Here is a 21,924-nt window from a genome sequence, read left to right on the forward strand (position 1 = left end):
GGTTTCTGTTGTGCGGGCACGCGGGCACGCGGCGGCGTGGCGGCGACGCCGGGCTGGACGGCCGGGAGGCGCGGGCGGGTACCGGCGGACCGGCGGCGGCCCGTGTGTGGTGGGGCGGGCCGCCCGGCCGGCGCCCCGGCGCCAGGCGTCGACCGGTCTCGCACAACGAGGGCCGGCTCGAACCGCGGGAGTCCGCGGTTCGAGCCGGTTTCTGTTGCGCGGGGCCCGGTGGCGCCGCTCGCAGGCGCCGGGGCGCTCGGCGGCGCGGCGGCGACGCCGGGCTGGACGGCCGGGAGGCGCGGGCCGGTACCGGCCGGACCGGCGGCGGCCCGACCGGCCTGGCACAACGAGAACCGGCTCGAACTGCGGGAGTCCGCGGTTCGAATCGGTTTCTGTTGCGCGGGGCCCGGTGGCGCCGCTCGCAGGCGCCGCGGCCGTGCCGGCTCAGGCGCCGAACGTGGACGCGAGGAACGCGAAGAGCAGGGCGATGAGCGGGAACGATCCCTGCACGAACGCGGAGTTGAGGTACTTGCGGCCGGTTCCCGCGAGGACGACCGCGGCACCGAGCATGCTCGCGCAGGAGAACACGACGAGCGTCCAGCCGGTCGCGCCGTTGTCCGCGAGCACGAGCACGACGCCGAGGACCGCGCCGATCGCGAGGAACAGGTTGTAGAAGCCCTGGTTGAACGCCATCGCGCGCGTGGCCTGCGCGTCGGCGTCGGAAGCGATGCCGAAGATGCGGCGTACCCGGGGGCTCGTCCACGCGACGGACTCCAGGAAGAAGATGTACACGTGCACGAGGCCCGCCAGGACCGCGAAGACGCCGGAGATGGCGAGCAGAACCGTCATGAGGACATCATCTCAGCAGTCGATGGGTGCTCGGGTCCGCCCCTCGTCCCGGCCGCGCTCGGTCAGTAGGCTCGGGGCATGAACGAGGCCCCGAGCACGAACGACGAGGACGCCGTCGCCGAACTGCAGAGCATCCGGCAGAGCATCGACAACATCGACGCCGCCGTGATCCACATGCTCGCCGAGCGCTTCAAGTACACGCAGCGGGTCGGGTACCTCAAGGCCGCGGCGGGCATGCCGGCGGCGGACCCCTCGCGTGAGCAGATCCAGGTCGCACGGTTGCGGTCCCTCGCAGCCGAGTCGCACCTCGACCCCGCGTTCGCGGAGAAGTTCCTCAACTTCATCGTCGCCGAGGTCATCCACCACCACGAGCGCATCGCGGTCGGCGAGCTGTGACGCTGCCCGACCTGCACCTGCTCGTCGGGTCCTACACGGCGACCGGCGGGGGCAACGCGACGGGCATCTCGATCGTCGGTCCCGGGCAGTCCGCCGGAGAGGCCACCCTCGTCGCCTCGACCGTCGCGGTGCTGGACGACCCGTCCTTCCTCGCCGTGTCGGGGGACCGCGTGTACGCCGTGTCGGAGACGACCGACGGCGGGGTGCACGCGTTCCGCCGGTCCGGGTCCGCTCTCGAGCACCTGTGGGATGCGCCCGCTGGCGGGGACGCGCCGTGCCACGTGCGGGTCGACCCGTCCGGGGCACTCGTCGTCACGAACTACGTCTCGGGCACGGTCACCGCGGTGTCGCTCGAGGCAGCGGAGTCCTACGCGGCCTCCGTCTCCGCCAGTGACGGCATCGTCGGCGGCACCACGGCCACGGCTCCCGCTGCCGACGGCATGGCTTCGGGGCACGGGATCGCCGGCCGGGGGACCGGGGTGTCCGCGGCGCTGCCGGACGCAGCCGTCGCCACCGTGCTCCTGCCCGACGCGACCGGACCGGTCGGGGACCGCCAGGAGGGCCCGCACGCCCACCAGTCGATCGCCACTCCGGCCGGGACCGTCCTGGTCGCCGACCTCGGAGGGGATGCCCTGCACGAGTTCCGTGTCGTGGCCGATGCCGCCTCGGTGTCGATCGAGCCGCTGCGCGTCCACCACCTGACGCCCGGATCCGGACCACGACACATGGCCTGGTTCGACGGGGACCTCGTCGTCGCCGGCGAGCTCGACGGTCGCGTGTACCGGATGCGGCGTGACGAGTCGGGCTCGCTCCGCGAGGTCTGCGCTGCCGCCGCCTTCGACGGGCCGGTCGACACCTCGCTGCTCAGTCACGTCGAGGTCGACGAGCACGGCATCGTCACGGTGGCCGTCCGGGGGCGCGACCAGATCGTCGTGTTCGACGCGTCCGGCGGCGGGCTCCGGTTCGTCGGGTCAGCGTCGGCCGGTGGCGTGTGGCCGCGGCACTTCGCCCGTGTGCCCGGGTACCTGCTCGTCGCGAACCAGATGTCCGACGCCGTCGCGGTGCTGCCGGTCGGTGCAGACGGTGTGCCGGGCGACGCCGTCGGGCAGATCGCGGTCGGCAGCCCGACCTGCATCATCCCGCTCCAGGAGCGCTGAGGGCCGGGAGGCTCGGGGCGCGTCCGGCGGGCCCGGCCGCGTCCGCCGGGAGGCTCAGCCCTGGTGGACGGGGACCTCGACGAGGTTCTCGAACGGCCGGCCCTCGGCCAGCGCCGACACCTGCCGGCGCACCAGGTCGAGGGACCGCGGCACGCTCAGGTCCGTGTTGCCGCCGACGTGCGGCGTGAGCACGGTGTTCGGTGTCGTCCACAGCGGGTGGTCGGCGGGGAGCGGCTCCGGGTCGGTGACGTCGAGCGCCGCCGAGAGCCGGCCGGACCGCAGCTCGGCGACCAGGGCGTCCGTGTCCACGACCTTGCCGCGGGCCACGTTCACCACGAGAGCGCCGTCGGGCAGCGCCGCGAGGAGTTCCGCGTCGACCAGTCCCTCGGTCTCGTCGGTGAGCGGCGCGATGAGCACGAGGACGTCCGTGGTGCGGGCGAGTTCCGGCAGGTCGCCGAAGGCGTGCACCTGGCGACCGTCCTGCACGCGGGCCGTGCGCGCGACGACGGTGACCTCGGTGCGGAACGCCTCGAACCGGGTGGCGATGGCGGAACCGATCGCGCCGTAGCCGACGACGGTGACCCGACGGTCGGCGAGGGACCGGGTCTCCCGCGAGTCCCACCGCTGCTCGACCCGGTCGAACTGGAACACCGCGATCTCGCGGAGGGAGGTCAGCGCCAGGCCGACCGCGAGCTCCGCCGTCTCGTCGTCGTGGATGCCGCGGCCGTTCGCCAGGTGCGCGTGACCGGGCACGTGCGGGATCGCCCACTCGTACCCGGCACTCGGCAGCTGCAGCAGCTCGAGGTTCGGCAGGTCGTGCACGTACTGCCACCGGTGCCGTCCACCGAAGTAGAACGGCAGGAAGGCGATGGCGACCTGCTCGGCCCGGGGGTACGGCGCCTCGACGTCCCAGACGTCCAGCTCGATGCCGTCGGGCACCGGACCGAACCGGTCGACCAGCTCCTGGAAGGGCAGCGTGACGATCGGCACCGGGTTCAGGCGTCCGTGCGGGGCGAGAACGCGCCGTGCGAGTCGAGCGGGCCGCGGCCCACGTAGCCCTCGGTCACGTTCTCCTGGATGACGTCGCCGAAGTGCGACGGCAGCGTGGCGCGGTGTGCGTCGCGGAGCTCGTCGATCGTCGCCTCGAACGCACCCTGGACCTCGAGCGAGCCCGACGTGGCGTCGGTCACGCCGATGCGCAGGACCGGGTAGCCCCGGCCGTTGCAGAGGCCCTGGAAGCGGACGTCGTCCTCGCGGCGCACGGTCACGATGACGCGGCCGGTCGACTCGGAGAACAGCGCGGTCGCGGTGTCGACGCCGTCACGGGACTCGAGTTCGTCGAGCACGACCCGGGCACCGAGGCCGAAGCGCAGGACCGACTCGGCGAGGGTCTGGCCGAGGCCGCCGTCCGCCAGGTCGTGTGCGCTCGTGAGCAGCTGCTCGTCGGCCGCGGCGGCCAGCAGCTCCGCCAGCGCCTTCTCGCGCCCGAGGTCCACCGCCGGCGGGCGACCGCCGAGGTGCCCGTGCACGGTGCCGGCCCAGGCCGACCCGTCGAGCTCGAGGCTCGTCGTGCCGAGCAGATAGATGTTGTGGCCGTCGTCCTGCCAGCCGGACGGGATCCGTTTGGCGACGTCGTCGATCACGCCGAGCACGCCGACGACGGGCGTCGGGTGGATCGGGGTGTCACCGGTCTGGTTGTAGAACGACACGTTGCCGCCGGTCACCGGGATGCCGAGCTCCATGCAGCCGTCCGCGAGGCCCTCGACGGCCTCGGAGAACTGCCACATCACCTCGGGGTTCTCCGGGGAGCCGAAGTTCAGGCAGTCGGTCACGGCAGCGGGGACGGCACCGGTGACGGCGACGTTCCGGTACGCCTCGGCGAGGGCCAGCCGAGCTCCCTGCTTCGGGTCGAGCTGGCAGTAGCGGCCGTTCGCGTCGGTGGCGATCGCGACGCCGAGCCCGGTCTCCTCGTCGACGCGGACCATGCCACCGTCGTCGGGGAAGGACAGCGCCGTGTTGCCGAGCACGTAGGTGTCGTACTGGTTCGTGACCCAGTTCTTCGAGGACAGGTTCGGGGAGCCGAGCAGCTGCAGGACCTGTGCCTTGAGGGCGGGGCCGGTCTCCGGGCGGTCGAGCGACTCGGCGCCGTCGGCCTGCAGTGCGTCGATCCAGGTCGGGTACGCGACCGGGCGGTCGTACACCGGACCGTCGACGGCGACCGTGCGCGGGTCGACGTTGACGATCTCCTGGCCCTGCCAGTCGATGACGAGGCGGCCGGTGCCGGTGACCTCGCCGAGGACGCTCGTCTCGACCTCCCACTTGCCGACGACCTGCAGGAAGGCGTCGAGCTTGTCGGGGCGGACGACCGCCATCATGCGCTCCTGGCTCTCCGACATGAGGATCTCCTCTGCCGTGAGCGAGGGGTCGCGCAGCAGGACGTCGTCGAGCGAGATGTGCATGCCGCCGTCGCCGTTGCTCGCGAGCTCGGAGGTCGCGCACGAGATGCCCGCGGCGCCGAGGTCCTGGATGCCCTCGACGAGCTCCTTCTGGAACAGCTCGAGGCAGCACTCGATGAGCACCTTCTCGGCGAACGGGTCGCCGACCTGGACGGCGGGACGCTTGGTCGGGCCGCCCTCGGTGAAGGTGTCGGACGCCAGGATCGACGCCCCGCCGATGCCGTCGCCACCGGTGCGGGCACCGAAGAGCACGACCTTGTTGCCGGCGCCGGACGCGTTCGCCAGGTGCAGGTCCTCGTGACGAAGGACTCCGACCGCGAGGGCGTTGACGAGCGGGTTGCCCTGGTACACCGGGTCGAAGTAGGTCTCGCCGCCGATGTTCGGCAGGCCGAGGCAGTTGCCGTAGAACGAGATGCCGCCGACGACGCCGTGCACGACGCGGGCGGTGTCCTCGTGGTCGATGGCACCGAAGCGGAGCTGGTCCATGACCGCGACCGGACGTGCGCCCATCGAGATGATGTCGCGGACGATCCCGCCGACACCGGTGGCAGCGCCCTGGTACGGCTCCACGTAGGAGGGGTGGTTGTGCGACTCGACCTTGAAGGTCACCGCCCAGCCGTCACCCACGTCGACGACACCGGCGTTCTCGCCCATGCCGACCATCAGGTTCTTCTTCATCTCCGGCGTGACCTTCTGGCCGAACTGGCGGAGGTAGTTCTTGCTCGACTTGTACGAGCAGTGCTCGGACCACATCACCGAGTACATCGCCAGCTCGCCCGAGGTGGGGCGGCGGCCGAGGATCTCGCGGATCTTCGCGTACTCGTCGTCCTTGAGCCCGAGGGCCGCGTACGGCTGCTCCTTGTCGGGCGTCTCGGCGGCGTCCTGGACGGTGTCGGGCTTCGGGCGGACGGGCGTGGTCACGGTGTTGTCGTTCCCTGTCACTGGAGTCGCGGGCGCTGGAGTCGCGGTCACTTGACGAGCGCGCGCTCGATCACGGAGGTGAAGAAGGTCAGGCCGTCCGTGCCGGAGGCCATGGCAGCGCGGGTGTCCGGGCCGAAGCCGGGCTCCGTCGCGTGCTCGGGGTGCGGCATGAGACCGACGACGTTCCCGCGCTCGTTCGAGACGCCGGCGATGTCGTCGATCGACCCGTTCGGGTTCACGCCGACGTAGCGGAACACGACCTGGCCGTTGTCCTCGATGCGCTTGATCTCGTCGGCGTCGGCGACGAACCGGCCGTCGGCGTTCTTCAGCGGGATGGTGATCTCCTGCTGCGCGTCGAAGCCCGCGGTCCAGGCGGTGTCGGCGTTCTCGACGCGGAGCACCTGGTCGCGCCGGATGAACTGCTGGTGGGCGTTCCGGGTGTGGGCGCCGGGCACCAGGCGGGCCTCGGCGAGCATCTGGAAGCCGTTGCAGATGCCGAGCACGGGCATGCCCTTGCCGGCGACGTCGATGACCTCGGCCATGATCGGGGCCTTCGCGGCGATGGCGCCGGCACGGAGGTAGTCGCCGTACGAGAAGCCACCGGGCAGGACGATCGCGTCGACGCCCTGCAGGTCGTGGTCGCCGTGCCAGAGCGCGACGGGCTCGGCACCGGCGAGGCGGACCGCGCGCTGGGCGTCGCGGTCGTCGAGCGAGCCGGGGAAGGTGATGACCCCGATGCGCATCGTCACTCGACCACGCTCACGGAGACGACGTCCTCGATGACGGCGTTCGAGAAGACGTCGACCGCGATCTCACGGACCTCGGCGAGCTTGGCGTCGTCGACGGGGCCGTCGACCGACACCTCGAATCGCTTGCCGATGCGGACGTTGGTCAGGTCGTTCTTGCCGAGCCGGGCGAGGGCGTTGCCCACCGCCTTGCCCTGGGGGTCGAGGATCTCGGCCTTCGGCATGACCTCGACGACGATCGTTGGCACGTGTTCACTCCAGCACAGGGGTCGGGTGGGGACAGGAACAGTCTAGGTGCCGCCCACGACCCGCCGGGGCAGTTGTGGATGACTGCTCCAAGGCGTATGTTCCACTTCGAACAATCGGCATCGAACACCCGGAGGACCTGTGCCCGACCTGACGCCACTGGCGTTCGCGGCGCTCGGCCTGCTGGCCGAGGCGCCGATGCACCCCTACGAGATGTTCCAGACGATGCTGCAGCGTCGCGAGGACCGGAACGTCAAGGTCCGACCGGGCACGCTGTACCACCAGGTCGGCCGACTGGCGGACCTCGGGTACGCCGAGGTCGTCGGCACCGACCGTGCGGGCAACCGGCCCGAACGGACCACCTACGCGATCACGGACGCCGGACGCACGGCGCTCGAGGCGGGCCTCCGCCGCATGGTCGCCGAACCGGCGGACGAGTACCCGCAGTTCGGGCTCGCCGTGTCCCACGTGGACAACCTCCCCGTCGAGGACGTGGTCGCCGCGCTCCGGGCGCGCATCGCCGCACTGCGCACGCAGCGCGACGGGTACGACGACGCCGCCGCGGGCCTCCAGGCCAAGGGCCTCGCCGAGCGCTACTGGCTCGACGTGTCGTACGCGCGTGCCATGCTCACCGCGCAACTCGAGTGGCTCAGTGCCATCGCCGACCGCCTCGACAGCGGTCAGATCCCCTGGGAAGGCCCGGCCCTCCCCGACGAACACCTCCAGAACAGCAAGGACACCACTCGATGACATCCGCCTCCGCCGCCGCCGACCTGGAGCACGGCAAGAAGCCGTGGCCAGCGCTCTGGGCACTCGTCGTCAGCTTCTTCATGATCCTCGTCGACTCGACGATCGTCTCGGTCGCGACGCCGACCATCTCCCAGGCCCTCGACGCCGACATCAACGCCGTCATCTGGGTGACGAGCGCCTACCTGCTCGCGTACGCCGTCCCGCTCCTCATCACCGGTCGCCTCGGTGACCGCTTCGGCCCCAAGGTGCTGTACCAGGTCGGCCTCGTCGTGTTCACGCTCGCCAGCCTCTGGTGCGGGCTGGCCGGTTCGATCGAGGTGCTGATCCTCGCCCGCGTCGTGCAGGGCCTCGGTGCCGCGATGATGACCCCGCAGACGATGGCCGTCATCACCCGTATCTTCCCGCCGCAGAACCGCGGTGCCGCCATGGGCCTGTGGGGTGCCGTCGCCGGTGTCGCCTCGCTCGTCGGCCCGATCCTCGGCGGCCTGCTCGTCGACGGCTTCGGCTGGGAGTGGATCTTCTTCGTGAACGTCCCCGTCGGCGTCGTCGCGTTCGTCCTCGCGCAGAAGTTCGTGCCGTCCTTCGCCACGAACCGTCACCGCTTCGACCTGCTCGGCGTCGTGCTGTCCGCGGTCGGGCTCTTCCTGCTGGTCTTCGGCATCCAGGAGGGCGAGACCTACGACTGGGGCACCATCACCGGTCCGATCTCCGTCTGGTCGCTCATCATCGCCGGCATCGTGGTGCTCGCCGCGTTCGTCGTCTGGCAGGGCGTGCAGAAGGGGGAGCCGCTCCTCCCGCTCGGCCTGTTCACGGACCGCAACTTCACCCTCGCGAACATCGCGATCACCGCGGTCGGTGTCGCCATCGCGTCCTTCGCGTTGCCGATCATGCTGTGGGCGCAGGACGTGCTCCGGTTCTCGCCGACGCAGGCCGCGCTCCTCCTGGTCCCGCAGGCCGTCCTCTCGGCCGCGCTCGCGCCCTACGTCGGCAAGCGGCTGAACATCTGGAGCCCGCGCTGGGTCGCCTCGTTCGGCCTCGCCTGCTTCTCCGGCGGGCTGTTCTGGTTCGGCGCCCTCATCGCCGCGAACGCCGACTGGGGCTGGGTGCTCCTGCCGAGCGCGCTCCTCGGGCTCGCGAACGCCTGCATGTGGGGACCGCTCTCCGTGTCCGCGACGCGCAACCTGCCGCCGCGGCTCGCCGGCGCCGGCTCGGGCGTCTACAACACCACCCGTCAGATCGGTGCGGTGCTCGGTTCCGCCGGCATCGCTGCCCTCATGGAGGCCCGCATCCGCGCGGAGTTCCCCAGCCGGTCCGGTGGGTCCGGCATCAGCGCCGAGCAGACGGGGTCCCTGCCGGGCTTCCTGCTCGACCCGTTCTCGCGGGCGATGGGCCAGTCGTTGGTCCTGCCGGCCGTCGTGCTCATCGCGGCGATCGTCGCGGCACTGTTCCTGACGAAGCCGAAGCAGACGGCCGCGTGGAAGCAGACCGGCGCGGTCGCCACGCAGCCCGACGGTGGACAGGTCGAGGCCGGACAGGCCGACAGCGGTCAGGTCGGCGGCGGCCAGGTCGCGGGCGGCCGTCCCACGACGGGGGAGCGGGACCACGTCGCCGCGCACGCCTCGTCGCCGGCACCCACCACCGCCGAGGAGGAGCTCGCCACCATCGAGCACCACGGCAAGCACGCGGGCGCCTAGCCGCACGACGCCCGCGCTCGTCGCGCCGCCGGAGCCCCGGTCCCTCGCACGAGGGGCCGGGGCTCCGTCGTGCCGGCGGCGCGGCCACGGCGCCGCGGGACCACGGCGGCGGGGAACAGCCGGACGCGCAGCGGCCGAGCCGAGGGGCGCGGCCCTGGAGCGCGCGGCCGTGGGTGCGCAGCCGCGGGAGCCGCGGGGCGTGGAGCCGCGGGAGCCCGGCAGCGCGGGACCCACTGCCCCCGTCAGGATCGACGCCGCAGGTGCTCCCGCGTCAGCGCCGCCATCTGCTCGTCCGTCAGGTCGTCCACGGCCCTGGCCTCGCGGCGGTCCGAGCGTTGCCACCGGACGAACAGGGCGATGAGCACGGGGACGTCCGCGACCTCGGCGATGAACCACAGCAGGTCGCCCGCCAGGTGCTGGTCCTGCAGGGGCGACGGTGCCCACGGCACGTGCAGGGCGGTCCGGCCGGCACCGTCCAGCACGTGGCTGCTCACCCGCATCACGACCGCGGGCACGGCATCGAGCACGAGCTCGACGAACGCGAGCAGGAACTCGGCGGTCGCGAAGGCGGAGGAGTGGAGCACCCCGACCTCGGACAGCGGTGCCAACAGGAGGAAGCCCAGCACCGGGACGAGGACGGTCACCGCTTCGGCGCTGAGGAACGACTGCCGCAGCACGCCCGCCAGCGGGGTGAGCAGGACGCCGAACACGGCCAGGGCCACCAGGGGCGCGACGATCGCGTTGCCGAGCAGCCGTGCCGGACGGGACCGCAGGACGGCGTCGGCGGTTCCGGACAGGCGGGTCGGGCCTCCTGTCCGGAGCAGCGCGAGCGGGCCGGCCGCCGCGGCGAACGCGGGCACCGCGAAGAACAGCGTCGCGAGCCGCAGGACGAACGCCCACCGGAGCTGGCGGTCGTCCTGTCCCACGATGCCGGACTGCAGCGTCGCGAACAGGCCGAGCGCGGCGACGAACGCCACGGTCCGCCACCACGGCCAGCGCGCGCCGCGGCGGCGGGCGGCGAGGACCCAGCGGCCGTAGACGGCTGCCGCGACGACGACCAGCGCCGTCGCCAGGGGGTCGACGTGCCAGGTGCTCCAGAACTCGGAGGGTGACGGCGTGGGGTGCCTCCCGGGGTCGCGCTGCGGGAGTCATCCTCCTCCCGCCGGGAGGCCCGACACGGCCCCGGCGTATGAGGATCCCTACATGCGCCCCGCGCTCGGCACCGGCGTCGCCGCCTCCTCCGCCGGCACCGTGCGCGCGAGGAGCCACACGCCCAGCGGGATCGCGACGGCCCCGACGAGCGCCAGCGGGAAGGAGAGGTGGAGCTGCATGACCGCGAACGCGGGACCGATCGTGCACACGGCGCCGGCCGCCAGCACGGACCACGCCGGGCGGTCCGACCCGGGCGTCAGGCGGGGGAGGGGCCGGTCGGCGCGACGGACCAGGCGGGCGACACCGAGGGTGGCGGCGAGGAGCACGACGACCGCGACCGGGCGGGTGGCCCACCAGACGCCCGAGCCCGGCGAGGGGAACGGCAGCCCCACGAGCAGGCCGACCCCGTTGAGCAGGATGAACAGCGGCAGGTGCCAGAGGTAGATCGTCATGCCGTCGCGGCCGAGCAGGAACACGACGGCCTGTGCGGGGCGGGTCGCCATCAGTCGCGTCAGGGGTGCGTGCACGAGCTGGACGAGGCACGCTTGCCCGACGGCGAGGAACGCCAGCGGGAGCATCGGCGGGTTGAGGTCCTGCAGCATGTCCGGTGCCCAGAGGCCGACGGACGTCAGGGGCACGAGCAGGGCGTACGCCAGGCCGGCGATGCCGAGCAGCAGGAGCCGGGACCGTCGGGCGAACCAGCCGTCGACCCACAGGAACCCGAGCTGCTGGGCGAAGAGCCACACCGGGCCGAGGTTGAGCAAGCCGACCTCGACGATGCCGGACGCCAGGCGGACCGAGTCGATCGCGGCCGCGAGCAGGAGCAGCGCGAGCAGGGTCCGCCACGGCGCACGCGCGTGCAGCCGGGCCATGCCCGGGACGCAGCACTGTGTGATGCCGTACGCCGCCAGGAACCACAGTGGGGACCCGATGCCGAAGGCGAGTTCGCCGAGCAGGTCGGCGGGCGTCCCGACCGCGGTGGCGATGCCGAGGCCGACGGCGAGCACCACGAAGAGCGGGACCGCGGGGCGGAACAGCCGGACGAGCCGGGTCGCGATGAAGTCCCGGGCTGGGTCGCCGCCGTGACCGGCCCGGGCGACGGTGCTGCGCCATCCGACGGCGCTCGCGAACCCGCCGACCACGAAGAACAGCGGCATCACCTGGCCGACCCAGGTCGCCCCGACGTACCAGGGCAGTTCCTGCAGTGGGCTCGTGACCCGGATGCCGGACGCGTCCGACCCGACCCCGACCATCGTGACGTGCACGACGACGACGAGGACGACGCAGGCCGTCCGGATGAGGTCGACGACCAGGTCCCGCTGCGCGATGGTCCCCCGGGCGTCCTGAGCGGTGTTCGCCGGCGTCGCGCCGGACTGCTGCATGGACATGGCTGGACGCTACCGGCCGGTCCACCCCCGTCGAGCGATGCTCAGCTGATCGCGACCGGATCGTGACACATCGTATTCCGCAACCCCCATGTGGCGTTGGCGTCGGAAGGGTATCCGCCGTGTACTGTGAGCGTTGTCTTGAACGCTGCAAGAGAAAGGCTCCGCATGGTCGACGACACCGAACTCCTCCGCGGAGCCGGACTCCGGGTCACCGCTCCTCGGCTCGCGGCACTCCGGGCGATCGAGGCGTCCCCGCACACCACCGCGGACGACCTGGTCAGCGCGCTCGCCGCTGAACTACCGACGACCAGCCACCAGGCGGTCTACGGCGTCCTCAACGCGCTGACCGGCGCCGGGCTCGTCCGTCGGATCGAGCCGGCCGGCAGCCCCGCCCGGTACGAACGCCGGACCGGCGACAACCACCACCACATCGTCTGCACCATGTGCGGCGCGATCGGCGACGTCGACTGTGCCGTCGGTCACGCACCGTGTCTGACCCCGTCGGAGACCCACGGCTTCGCGGTCACCACCGCCGAGGTCACCTACTGGGGCATCTGCGAGCAGTGTGCTGCGGCGGAGCAGGCGGACGAGGCCGATGAGCCGACGGGTGCCGTCGTGCCTGCAGCCGTGCCTCCCGCGATTACGCCTTCCGCGGCTGCGCCTCCCGTCGCCGCACCCGGCGTGGGCTGACCGCCCACGTCGCACGGGCCTCCCGGCAGGCCCCCCTCGGGCGCGCCCGCTGTCCGGCGCCGCCCACCGAGACCAACCCGAGCCACCCCGACCGATCCAACCGTTCCACCTAGGAGGAACCGTGTCCGACCAGAACACGCCCACCACCACGACCAACAGCGGGGCCCCGGTCTCCAGCGACCAGCACTCGATGGGTGTCGGGGCCGACGGCCCACTCGCCCTGCACGACCACTACCTGGTCGAGAAGCTCGCGCAGTTCAACCGCGAGCGCGTCCCGGAGCGCGTCGTCCACGCCAAGGGCGGTGGTGCGTTCGGTACCTTCACCGTCACGCAGGACGTGTCGCAGTACACCCGCGCCGCGTTCCTGCAGCCGGGCAAGCAGACCGAGATGCTCGCCCGCTTCTCGAGCGTCGCCGGTGAGCAGGGCTCGCCCGACACCTGGCGCGACCCCCGTGGCTTCGCGCTGAAGTTCTACACCGAAGAGGGCAACTACGACCTCGTCGGCAACAACACCCCGGTCTTCTTCATCCGCGACGGCATCAAGTTCCCCGACTTCATCCGCTCGCAGAAGCGCCTGCCGGGCTCGCACCTGCGCAACCACGACATGCAGTGGGACTTCTGGACCCTGTCGCCCGAATCGGCGCACCAGGTCACGTGGCTCATGGGCGACCGCGGCCTGCCGTCGTCGTGGCGCCACATGGACGGCTTCGGGTCGCACACCTACCAGTGGATCAACGCCGCGGGCGAGCGCTTCTGGGTGAAGTACCACTTCCTCACCGAGCAGGGCCACGCGACCCTGACGCAGGAGGACGCCGACCGCATCGCCGGCGAGGACGCGGACTTCCACATCCGCGACCTGTACGAGGCCATCGAGCGTGGGGACACCCCGCGCTGGACCCTCAAGGTGCAGGTCATGCCGTACGAGGACGCCGCGAGCTACCGCTTCAACCCGTTCGACCTGACGAAGGTGTGGCCGCACGCGGACTACCCGCTCATCGAGGTCGGCACGATGGAGCTCAACCGCAACCCGGAGAACTACTTCGCGCAGATCGAGCAGGCGACCTTCGCCCCGTCGAACTTCGTGCCCGGCATCGCGGCGAGCCCGGACAAGATGCTCCTCGCACGCATCTTCAGCTACGCGGACGCCCACCGCTACCGCGTCGGCACGAACCACGCGCAGCTGCCGGTGAACGCCCCGAAGAACGAGGTGCACTCGTACTCCAAGGACGGCGCCATGCGCTTCGACTTCCAGAAGGCCGAGGTGCCGGTGTACGCCCCGAACACGCTCGGTGGGGCGCACGCCGACCCGAACGCGACGGACGACGTCCCCGGGTGGGAGTCCGACGGCGCCCTCCAGCGCTCCGCCGCGACGCTGCACCCCGAGGACGACGACTGGGGTCAAGCCGGCACGCTCTACCGCGAGGTGCTCGACGACGCCGCCCGCGAGCGTCTGGTCGGCAACATCGCCGGACACGTCTCCAAGGTGACGCGTGACGACCTGCGCGAGCGCGTCTTCGCCTACTGGACGAACGTCGACCCCGACCTCGGTGCCCGTGTGCGCGCCGCCGTCGTGCCGACCGCTCCGGGCTCGAACGAGGACGCGGAGGCGGTCGCCGTCGAGGCGTAGTCGACGCGGGAACCGCCGGGAGGCTCCCCGCCGGTCACGGCCGGACCGCCGCTGGCGCGACGCTCCGGTACCGGCCGGCGGGGGCCCAGGTGCGAGTCCGACTCGCACCGCGCCTCCCGTGTGTCCGGCTGCGTCCGGTGCCCCGGCGTCAGACCTGCTGGCCGTTGAGGAGGATCGGTCCCTCCGGCCAGTCCTCGAGCCGGGCCGTGACCGGACGGACCATCCACCCGCCCTGCTCGGTCTCCGAGACGCCGGCGCCGTCCGCCGTGAAGGCGCTGAAGGTGCCGACCGCCTCGGGGAACTCGTGCCAGCCCATGTGTGCGTAGAACGGGATCCGGTCCTCACCCGCGCCGAGGAACCCGTACGGCACGCGGAGGCCGTCGAGGACGTCGTGCACGCGGTCCATCAGCTCGCGACCGACGCCCGTGCTCTGCAGCCGCGGTGCGACCCCGACCAGGCCGGTGTCGCCGACCAGGACGTCCTCACCGCCGACCGTGATGAACATCCGCCGGATGCCGACGTGGGCGAGGACGACGCCGTCCTCGGTGCGACCGACCACCCGGCGTTCGGGCTGCATCCCCGCCCAGCTCCGGCCGCCGACGTACCAGTGCGACCAGCTCGGGAACGCCTGCGCCAGCATCGCCGTGATCGCTTCGTGGTCGGTGAGCGTCAGCGCGCTCTCCTCGACCACCTCCCACCGGATGTCGTCAGTCATCACACCATCCTGCCGGGTGCGCCTGGCCGCCCGCGCGGGTCGGGCTCGCCGCCGGTGGATCGGGACTCACCCGCGACCGGCGGTCGTCACCTCGATGCGGTTCGCCCAGGGGTCCTCGAACGCGACCGTCCGACCGTCGTCCGCGGTCTGCACGCCGGCGTCGCGCATCCGGGCGGTGAGCGCGCCGAGGTCGTCGGCGGCCGGCACCTCGATGCGCACGAGGCCCAGCCCGAGGGCGAGCTGTCGGCGTCCGGCCCCGCGCGAGTTCCACGTGTTCATCGCCATGTGGTGGTGGTACCCGCCTGCGCTGACGAACAATGCCTGCCCGCCCATCGCCGCGGTGGTCTCGAAGCCGAGCGTGTCGACGTAGAACGCCTTCGCCGACGCCACGTCACCGACCGACAGGTGCACGTGGCCGACGCGTCCTGGCCGGGCGTCGGCGTGCTCGAGCGCCTCGGCCGTCAGGTGCTCCTGCAGGAAGGCGTTCGGGTCGAGGTACACGGTGTCCATGTCGACCGAGCCGTGCGTCCACGACCACTGCGTCCGGTCGCGGTCCCAGTAGAGCTCGACGCCGTTGCCCTCGGGATCCGTGCAGTAGAAGGCGTTGCTGACGAGGTGGTCGGCGCTGCCGGTGAAGGACTGCGGGTAGCCGGTGGCGACGGAGTACAGGGCGGCGGCCAGGTCGGCCCGGGTGTCGAAGAGCACGGCGGTGTGGAACAGGCCGGCCTGCCCCGGGCCGGCGTTCCGGAGCGCCGGCTCGTGCTCGAGGACCAGGACCGGCACGGTGAGTCCGCCCGGCGCGTCCCCGGCAGCCGGACGGCCGAGCACCACGCGGCCGCCCTGTTGCGCGAGCACCGTCAGACGGACGCCGTCCCGGTAGTACGTCGTCATCGCGTCGAGGTCGGCGACCCGGAGCGTGACGGCGCCCATCCCGGTGTCCGCGGCGAGGAGGTCCTGCGAGTGCATGCCCTCAGTGTGTGCCGATCATGGTGACACGTCAACGAAATGCGTCACTTCGCGCTGAAGCCCCCGTCGGTCTTGAGCAGCTGCCCGTTCACCCACCCGCCGTCCGGTCCGCACAGGAAGCCGACGAGCGCGGCCGTGTCCCGAGGCGTCGACGCGCGTCCGAGCGGGGTCTGGTCCACGGCGGCCTGCCGGATCTCGTCGGTCATCCACCCGGTGTCGTTCGGCCCCGGGTTGATCGTGTTGGCGCTGACCCGCACGTCCCCGAGTTCGATCGCGGCACCGACGACGAGTCGGTCGAGCGCGCCCTTGCTCGTCCCGTAGGGCAGGTTGAAGCCGACGTGGTCGCTCGTCAGGGCGATCACGCGTCGCCGGTCGAGGGGCGCGTCGGCCCCCTCGCGGAGCCGGCGCGCGTACGCCTGCACGATGAGGAACGGAGCCCGCACGTTCACGGCCAGGTGCTTGTCGAACGACTCCACGGTGGTCGTCGCGAAGTCCGAGTCCACCGACTCGCAGTGCGACATGACGACCGCGGTCACCGGAGCGCCCGCCTCCGCCTCGGCCCGGCCGACGAGCGCGGCCGCCTGCTCGGCGTCGGCCAGGTCGACCGGGAGGCGCGTCACGGCAGCCCCCGCGGCCTCGCACTCCGACACGACCGCGTCCACCCCCTCCGGGTCCGCGGCTCCGTGTACCCGCTCGTCGTACGGACCCCACCAGCTCAGGGCGAGGTCCCAGCCGTCCGCCGCCAGACGGGTCGCGATGGCGGCACCGATGCCGGCGCGGCGGCCCACCCCGGTCACCAGGGCGAGTGGTCTGCGGTTCGTCATCCGGGCCTCCGTCCCGACCGTGCGTCGGTGCGCGGTCCGGTCCACCCTGGCATCGAACCCGGTCGCTCGTCGGTCCGACCCGACGGGGACGGGCCAAGATGGACCGATGCCCTCCGAACGCCGCGGTCGCCCACGCCCCCAGGACCTGCCGGTCGAGCACGTCCGCGACCGGATGTCGTCGTACATCTACGGCAACATCACCGTGCTCGCCGTCGCGATCGCGGTCTCGCCCGAGCAGATCCACCACGGAGCCGCCGTGCTCACCGTGCTCGCGACGGCGGTGCTGACGTACCTCGCGCACGTGCTCGCGCACCTCGTGGCACACGCGATCGGGGACACCGCCGACGACACGGCGCGGCGGGAGTCCGTCGCGGTGATCACCCGGAACGCCAACCCGATCGCGACCTCAGGACTCATCCCCGCCGTCCTCTACGCGGCCGCGTGGATCGGGTGGGTACCGGCCGAGTGGGCGCAGACCGCCGCGGTCGTCATCCTGGTCGTCCGCATCGGCCTGGTCGGGGTGTTCCTCCAGCGGTTCCGCGGCAAGCAGCCGTCGTTCCTCGGGCTCTGGGGCGGCCTCGTGCTCGCCGCCGTCGCGCTCGTCATCTCCGTCGTGAAGGTCGTGGTCACCCATTGAGCGAGACAGATCCGTCGGCCGCGACCGAGCAGACCCGTGGCCGGTCCACGGCCCGGTTCCTCCGCGACCTCGTGGTGATCGTGGTGGCGGCGCTGGTCGTGTCCTTCCTGGTGAAGGCGTTCCTGGTGCGGTCGTTCTACATCCCCTCGGAGTCGATGGAGGACACCCTGCTCGTCGGGGACCGGGTCCTCGTGAACGAGCTCGTGCCCGACGTCATGTCGCTCGAGCGCGGTGACGTCGTCGTGTTCCGCGACCCGAACGCGTGGCTCGCCCCCGGGCAGGGCGAGGACCTCATCAAGCGCGTGATCGGGCTGCCGGGCGACCGGGTCGAGTGCTGCGACGCCCAGGGCCGACTGTCGGTCAACGGGCACGCGGTGGACGAGCCGTACGTGCGCCTGCCGGCGGACGTGAACCGGGTCTCCGGCGAGGACTTCTCGATCACGGTGCCGGACGGCCGTCTCTGGGTCATGGGTGACAACCGGTACAACTCCGCCGACTCGCGCGTGCACGGCAACGTGCCGGTCGAGGACATCGTCGGTCGGGCGTTCGTGATCACCTGGCCGGTCGACCGCTGGTCGGTGCTGTCGCGGTACGGCGACGAGTGGGACGCGGTCCCCGACGCCGACTGAGCGCGAGCGGAGCGCGGTGCGCGGTGCACGGTGCCGGGGGCGTCGTGCGCGTGGCCCGTCGACTGGGGTCATGCGTTCCGTGAACTCCGAGAGGGCTTGTCCGGTATCCGCGTTAGCGTGGTCGCATGAGCACCGAGCACGTCGAGCAGACGATCCCCGCTTCCGCTCCCGTCGCGGCTCGTCGTGCTGCGCTGCTCGCCGCACTCGACGTCGTGCAGGGCGGCCCGGAGGAACGGTTCGAGCGCATCACCCGGATCGCCCGAGAGGCGTTCGGCGTCTCCGGCTCCTTCCTCAACCTCGCCGGCGACGACGTGCTCTTCCACAAGTCGCAGCAGTCCGACCAGGTGTTCCCCGGGTCGACGCCCATCCTGGACACGTTCTGCGGGCGGACGCTCGACCAGGACGGCCCCGTCGTCGTGCCGGACGCGCGCGACGACCTGCGCTTCTCCGACCTGCCGATGGTGAACAGCGACCCGAACGTCCGCTTCTACGCCGGGGTGCCGCTGCACGTCGGTGCCGACGCGACCAAGGTCGGGACGCTCTGCCTCATCGACCCGAACCCGCGTGCCCTCGCCCCCGAGGACGTCGCCCTGCTCGAGGAACTCGGCGTCTGGGCGGAGCGCGAACTCGCCACCGGTCTCGACGACGACCGCCTCCGCACGGTGCTCTCCGGGCTGCAGCCGCACACCGTCGACCTGCCCGGCTGGACCATCGGCGGAACGTCGATCCCGCACGGCATCGTCTCGGGCGACTTCCACGACTGGCGCATCGACGACGGCACGGTGGACCTCACCATCGCGGACGTGATGGGGAAGGGCATGGCCGCCGGACTGCTCGCGGCCGGCATGCGCGGCGCCCTGCTCGCCCGCCGACACGAGGACCCGTCCACCGCGGTCGCCGGGCTCGAGGAGCAGGTCGCCCCGGACCTCAGCGCCGCCGAGGCCTTCGCGACCCTGTTCCACGGGCGGCTCGACACGGCGACCGGTCGGCTGGCGTTCGTCGACGCCGGGCACGGACTCGTCCTGCACCTGCACGCCGACGGCACCGAGACCGTGCTGCGGTCGCTCGACCTGCCGGTCGGCCTGCACCCGATCGGGATGGACCGCGCGGCGGGGGAACTCGTCCTGGAACCGGGTGACACCCTGCTGCTCGTCAGCGACGGCGCCCTCGAACTGTGGGACTCGACCCTGGCGTCGCTCTCCCGGCTCGGCGCGCTCCACCGGAAGTCGCCGGACCTGTCGACGTTCCTGGCCGGTGTCCGGGGCCGGGCGCTCGAACACGACCCGGGTGACGACCTGACCGTCGTGGTCGTGTCCCGCGACGCCTGACCCGGCCTGACCGGAGGGCAGCGCGACCGACTGGCAGCGCGACCGGCTGCCTTCCCGAACGGCTGCCTGCCCGATCGGCTGCCTGCCCGGTCGGCCGCCTGCCTGGTCGGTCTCCCGCCGGCCGGGACGCGGTCAGGCGCCGAGGCGCTCGATCAGCTCGCGGTAGCGCGCGGCCGTCCGCTCGACGACCTCGTCCGGCAGCACGGGCGGGGTCCCCGTGCGGTCCCAGTTCGCGCTGAGCCAGTCGCGGACGATCTGCTTGTCGAACGAGTCCGTCCGGTTGCCCGACTCGTACGCCGCTGCGTCCCAGTAGCGGCTCGAGTCGCTCGTCAGGACCTCGTCCGCGATCCGGATCAGGCCGTCGGCGTCGCGGCCGAACTCGAACTTCGTGTCCGCGATGACCACACCGCGCTGCAGGGCGATCGCCGCCGCCTCGGAGTAGACGGCGAGGGACAGGTCACGCAGCGATGCGGCGTCCGCGGGGCCGACGAGTTCCTCGGTGCGCTCGAACGAGATGTTCTCGTCGTGCTCGCCCTGCGGGGCCTTGTACGCGGGCGTGTAGATCGGCTCCGGCAGGCGGTCCCCGTTCGCCAGCCCGGCGGGCAGCTGTACACCGCAGACACTGCCGGTCTCCTGGTACTCGGCCCAGCCGCTGCCGACCAGGTACCCCCGCACGACGCACTCCACGGGGAACATCCGCAGCGGCATGACGTGCATGGAGCGTGCCTCGACGGATGCCGGGACGGGCGTCGTCGTCCCGCTCGGGGTGAGCAGGTGGTTCGGGACGTCACGCAGCTGGTCGAACCAGAAGCGCGACAACCGGGTGAGGAGCTCGCCCTTGCCCGGGATCGGCGGCTCGAGCGCGAAGTCGTAGGCGCTCACGCGGTCGGACGCGACGAGGAGCAGCTCGGTGGCACCGGCGACGTCTGCCGTCGACGCGGGCACGTACAGTTCGCGGACCTTGCCGGAGGAGACGTGTCGCCAGCCCTGGGCGTCCGGGGCGGCGCTCATCGGACGACCTTCGCGGCGATGTCGGTGCGGAACTGCGCGCCGGGGAGCGTGATGTCGTGCAGGCCGGCGTAGGCGCGGTCGCGCGCTTCGGCGAAGTCGGCCCCGGTGGCGACGACGCTGAGCACCCGGCCGCCGGTCGCGACGAGGTCGCCGTCGAGGGCGCCCGTCGCCGCGTGCAGCACGGCGACGCCGTCGCGGGCGTTCGCGGCGTCGACACCCGTGATCGTCCGGCCGGTGACCGGGCTCTCCGGGTAGCCCTCGCTGGCCAGGACGACCGTGACGGCCGCCTGGTCGCGGAACTCCGGTCGTGGCGTGGAGCCGAGCTGCCCCGACGCGGCGGCGAGCAGCAGGCCGCTCAGCGGGGTCGCGAGGCGGGGGAGCACCACCTGGGTCTCGGGGTCGCCGAAGCGGGCGTTGAACTCGATCACCCGCACGCCCTGCTCGGTGACGATCAGCCCGCAGTAGAGCAGTCCGACGAAGGGCGTGCCCTCGTGCTCGAGCTGGCGGACGGTGGGCAGGGCGACCAGTTCGGTGACCTCGTCCACGAAGGCCTGCTCGGATCCCCAGCGGTCGTCGAGCCACGGCAGCGGCGAGTACGCGCCCATGCCGCCGGTGTTCGGTCCGAGGTCGCCGTCGGACAGTCGCTTGTAGTCCTGCGCGGGCGACAGCGGTCGGACGTCGTGCCCGTCGCTGAGGAAGAACAGCGAGACCTCTTCCCCGTCGAGGAACTCCTCGACCACGACGTGTCCGTGCTGCAGCCAGTAGGTCGCGTGGTCGATCGCCGCCTGGCGCTCCTCGGTCACCAGGACGCCCTTGCCCGCCGCGAGCCCGTCCGCCTTGACGACGTACGGAGCACCGAGCTCGTCGAGCGCCGCCACAGCCTCGTCCACCGTGCCGGCGGACACGGGACGTCCGGTCGGGACGCCGGCCTCGGCCATGACGCGCTTGGCGAAGGCCTTCGACCCCTCGAGCTGCGCGGCGGCCTTGCCGGGACCGAACACCGGGATGCCCCGGGTGCGGAGCGGGTCGGCAACGCCGGCGATGAGGGGCGCTTCCGGTCCGACGACGACGAGTTCGACGTCGTTCTCGAGCGCGTACTCCGCCACGAGTGCCCCGTTCGTGGGGTCGAGCGACACCGTCTCCACGTCGGCGGCGATGCCGGCGTTCCCCGGCGCTGCCGTGATGACGTGCCCGGCCTGTTCTGCCAGGAGGGCCGTGATGATCGCGTGCTCGCGGGCACCGGAACCGAGGACGAGGATTCGCACCCGATCACCCTACCGAGCCCGATGAGCCGCCCGTAGTGCACCGGCTAGCCTGTGGGGATGCCGCCGAAGACCATCGACGACGCCGTCGGCCGGGCCGCGCTCGACGCCGTCACCGCCGGCGCGACCGACCGCTCCTCGATCGCGACGGCCGTCCGCTGGACCCTGCAGCGCCTGGCCGAGGACGTGCCCGGCAACAGCGTCGAGGTGCGGGTCCCGCCGTTCGCCGCGGTGCAGGCCGTGCCCGGACCGCGGCACACGCGGGGCACGCCGCCGAACGTGGTCGAGACGGACGCGACGACGTGGCTCGCGCTCGCGACGGGTCGGCAGCACTGGGACGACCCGGAGACCACCCGCCGCGTCAGCGCGTCCGGTTCACGGGCCGACATCGCCGCGTTCCTGCCGGTCCGCCTGCCCTGACCCGGCGGCGTGGTGACACGCCCGTCGGTCTCGGTACCCGGAGGAATTAGGTAGGTCCTA

The 21,924-nt window shown here is 72.2% G+C and carries 22 protein-coding genes; 10 read left to right on the forward strand and 12 right to left on the reverse strand.

The genetic code is table 11. The features are described from left to right. Positions 1-444: 444 nt before the first annotated feature. A complete protein-coding gene (locus tag DEI95_RS12040) occupies positions 445-849 on the reverse strand; it encodes a DUF1304 domain-containing protein (RefSeq protein WP_220032815.1) in 405 nt (134 codons plus the stop codon). Between the two features lie 78 nt (positions 850-927). On the opposite strand from DEI95_RS12040, the gene DEI95_RS12045 reads away from it, so the two are divergent. Then, positions 928-1,245 (forward strand): chorismate mutase, encoded by a 318-nt coding sequence (locus DEI95_RS12045; RefSeq protein ID WP_110823490.1) that lies wholly within the window; start codon positions 928-930, stop codon positions 1,243-1,245. Then, positions 1,242-2,402, forward strand: coding sequence for a beta-propeller fold lactonase family protein (locus DEI95_RS12050; RefSeq protein ID WP_111060375.1), 1,161 nt, complete (start codon positions 1,242-1,244; stop codon positions 2,400-2,402). Before DEI95_RS12045 ends, DEI95_RS12050 begins: the two co-directional genes overlap by 4 nt. 54 nt (positions 2,403-2,456) lie before the next feature. Here DEI95_RS12050 and DEI95_RS12055 read toward each other — a convergent pair whose 3' ends face one another. The 4 genes from DEI95_RS12055 to purS are packed head-to-tail and all read right to left on the reverse strand — an operon-like array spanning position 2,457 to position 6,773. Further along, the gene (locus tag DEI95_RS12055; protein ID WP_258367588.1) at positions 2,457-3,392 is read right to left on the reverse strand and encodes a 2-hydroxyacid dehydrogenase; all 936 of its coding nucleotides are present in this window, start codon (positions 3,390-3,392) and stop codon (positions 2,457-2,459) included. Between the two features lie 5 nt (positions 3,393-3,397). Beyond that, the gene (purL, locus tag DEI95_RS12060; protein ID WP_258367589.1) at positions 3,398-5,779 is read right to left on the reverse strand and encodes a phosphoribosylformylglycinamidine synthase subunit PurL; all 2,382 of its coding nucleotides are present in this window, start codon (positions 5,777-5,779) and stop codon (positions 3,398-3,400) included. Positions 5,780-5,826: 47 nt separating this feature from the next. After that, a complete protein-coding gene (gene purQ, locus DEI95_RS12065) occupies positions 5,827-6,522 on the reverse strand; it encodes a phosphoribosylformylglycinamidine synthase subunit PurQ (RefSeq protein WP_110823494.1) in 696 nt (231 codons plus the stop codon). 2 nt (positions 6,523-6,524) lie between these two features. Beyond that, positions 6,525-6,773: a phosphoribosylformylglycinamidine synthase subunit PurS gene (gene purS / locus DEI95_RS12070; RefSeq protein WP_110823495.1), complete on the reverse strand. Its 249-nt coding sequence runs from the start codon at positions 6,771-6,773 to the stop codon at positions 6,525-6,527. A gap of 139 nt (positions 6,774-6,912) precedes the next feature. Here purS and DEI95_RS12075 point away from each other — a divergent pair, with 139 nt between their 5' ends. Both DEI95_RS12075 and DEI95_RS12080 read left to right on the forward strand, forming a co-directional pair. Beyond that, positions 6,913-7,521: a PadR family transcriptional regulator gene (locus tag DEI95_RS12075; RefSeq protein WP_258367590.1), complete on the forward strand. Its 609-nt coding sequence runs from the start codon at positions 6,913-6,915 to the stop codon at positions 7,519-7,521. Next, the gene (locus tag DEI95_RS12080) at positions 7,518-9,215 is read left to right on the forward strand and encodes a DHA2 family efflux MFS transporter permease subunit (protein ID WP_375342354.1); all 1,698 of its coding nucleotides are present in this window, start codon (positions 7,518-7,520) and stop codon (positions 9,213-9,215) included. The genes DEI95_RS12075 and DEI95_RS12080 overlap by 4 nt, the downstream gene beginning before the upstream one ends. 242 nt (positions 9,216-9,457) lie before the next feature. Here the strand turns inward: DEI95_RS12080 and DEI95_RS12085 are convergent, their stop codons facing one another. Together DEI95_RS12085 and DEI95_RS12090 are read right to left on the reverse strand one after the other, a co-directional pair. Further along, positions 9,458-10,288, reverse strand: a complete 831-nt coding sequence (locus tag DEI95_RS12085; RefSeq protein ID WP_309146543.1) for a cytochrome c oxidase assembly protein — start codon at positions 10,286-10,288, stop codon at positions 9,458-9,460. A 126-nt stretch (positions 10,289-10,414) separates the two neighbouring features. Then, positions 10,415-11,755, reverse strand: a complete 1,341-nt coding sequence (locus DEI95_RS12090) for an acyltransferase (RefSeq protein ID WP_111060379.1) — start codon at positions 11,753-11,755, stop codon at positions 10,415-10,417. A gap of 165 nt (positions 11,756-11,920) precedes the next feature. Between DEI95_RS12090 and DEI95_RS12095 the strand changes: the two genes are divergently transcribed. Continuing rightward, entirely contained in the window at positions 11,921-12,445 is a 525-nt protein-coding gene (locus tag DEI95_RS12095) for a Fur family transcriptional regulator (protein WP_111060380.1), read from the forward strand. Positions 12,446-12,566: 121 nt separating this feature from the next. After that, positions 12,567-14,072 (forward strand): catalase, encoded by a 1,506-nt coding sequence (locus DEI95_RS12100; protein ID WP_110890739.1) that lies wholly within the window; start codon positions 12,567-12,569, stop codon positions 14,070-14,072. Positions 14,073-14,220: 148 nt separating this feature from the next. On the opposite strand, the gene DEI95_RS12105 is transcribed toward DEI95_RS12100, so the two are convergent. The 3 genes from DEI95_RS12105 to DEI95_RS12115 all read right to left on the reverse strand — a co-directional run bounded on the left by DEI95_RS12105 (position 14,221) and on the right by DEI95_RS12115 (position 16,577). Beyond that, positions 14,221-14,787, reverse strand: coding sequence for a GNAT family N-acetyltransferase (locus DEI95_RS12105; RefSeq protein WP_111060381.1), 567 nt, complete (start codon positions 14,785-14,787; stop codon positions 14,221-14,223). A 66-nt stretch (positions 14,788-14,853) separates the two neighbouring features. After that, positions 14,854-15,753 carry a VOC family protein gene (locus tag DEI95_RS12110; protein ID WP_111060382.1) on the reverse strand — a complete coding sequence of 300 codons (900 nt, stop codon included), beginning with the start codon at positions 15,751-15,753 and terminating at the stop codon, positions 14,854-14,856. 44 nt (positions 15,754-15,797) lie between these two features. Beyond that, positions 15,798-16,577: an SDR family oxidoreductase gene (locus DEI95_RS12115; protein ID WP_111060410.1), complete on the reverse strand. Its 780-nt coding sequence runs from the start codon at positions 16,575-16,577 to the stop codon at positions 15,798-15,800. Between the two features lie 106 nt (positions 16,578-16,683). Between DEI95_RS12115 and DEI95_RS12120 the strand changes: the two genes are divergently transcribed. The 3 genes from DEI95_RS12120 (at position 16,684) to DEI95_RS12130 (ending at position 19,171) form a co-directional block, all read left to right on the forward strand. After that, positions 16,684-17,214, forward strand: coding sequence for a hypothetical protein (locus DEI95_RS12120; RefSeq protein WP_110890736.1), 531 nt, complete (start codon positions 16,684-16,686; stop codon positions 17,212-17,214). Then, positions 17,211-17,843, forward strand: coding sequence for a signal peptidase I (lepB, locus tag DEI95_RS12125; protein WP_111060383.1), 633 nt, complete (start codon positions 17,211-17,213; stop codon positions 17,841-17,843). Before DEI95_RS12120 ends, lepB begins: the two co-directional genes overlap by 4 nt. Positions 17,844-17,968: 125 nt before the next feature. After that, on the forward strand, positions 17,969-19,171 hold the full coding sequence (locus DEI95_RS12130; RefSeq protein WP_111060384.1) for a GAF domain-containing SpoIIE family protein phosphatase: 1,203 nt from the start codon (positions 17,969-17,971) through the stop codon (positions 19,169-19,171). Between the two features lie 132 nt (positions 19,172-19,303). On the opposite strand, the gene DEI95_RS12135 is transcribed toward DEI95_RS12130, so the two are convergent. Continuing rightward, the gene (locus DEI95_RS12135; RefSeq protein ID WP_111060385.1) at positions 19,304-20,182 is read right to left on the reverse strand and encodes a phosphoribosylaminoimidazolesuccinocarboxamide synthase; all 879 of its coding nucleotides are present in this window, start codon (positions 20,180-20,182) and stop codon (positions 19,304-19,306) included. Then, entirely contained in the window at positions 20,179-21,447 is a 1,269-nt protein-coding gene (gene purD / locus DEI95_RS12140) for a phosphoribosylamine--glycine ligase (RefSeq protein WP_111060386.1), read from the reverse strand. The genes DEI95_RS12135 and purD overlap by 4 nt, the downstream gene beginning before the upstream one ends. A 57-nt stretch (positions 21,448-21,504) precedes the next feature. Between purD and DEI95_RS12145 the strand changes: the two genes are divergently transcribed. Next, positions 21,505-21,864, forward strand: a complete 360-nt coding sequence (locus DEI95_RS12145) for a sterol carrier family protein (protein WP_110823507.1) — start codon at positions 21,505-21,507, stop codon at positions 21,862-21,864. The last annotated feature ends 60 nt before the right edge of the window (positions 21,865-21,924 follow it).

It is taken from the genome of Curtobacterium sp. MCBD17_008 (assembly GCF_003234475.1).
Lineage (GTDB): Bacteria > Actinomycetota > Actinomycetes > Actinomycetales > Microbacteriaceae > Curtobacterium.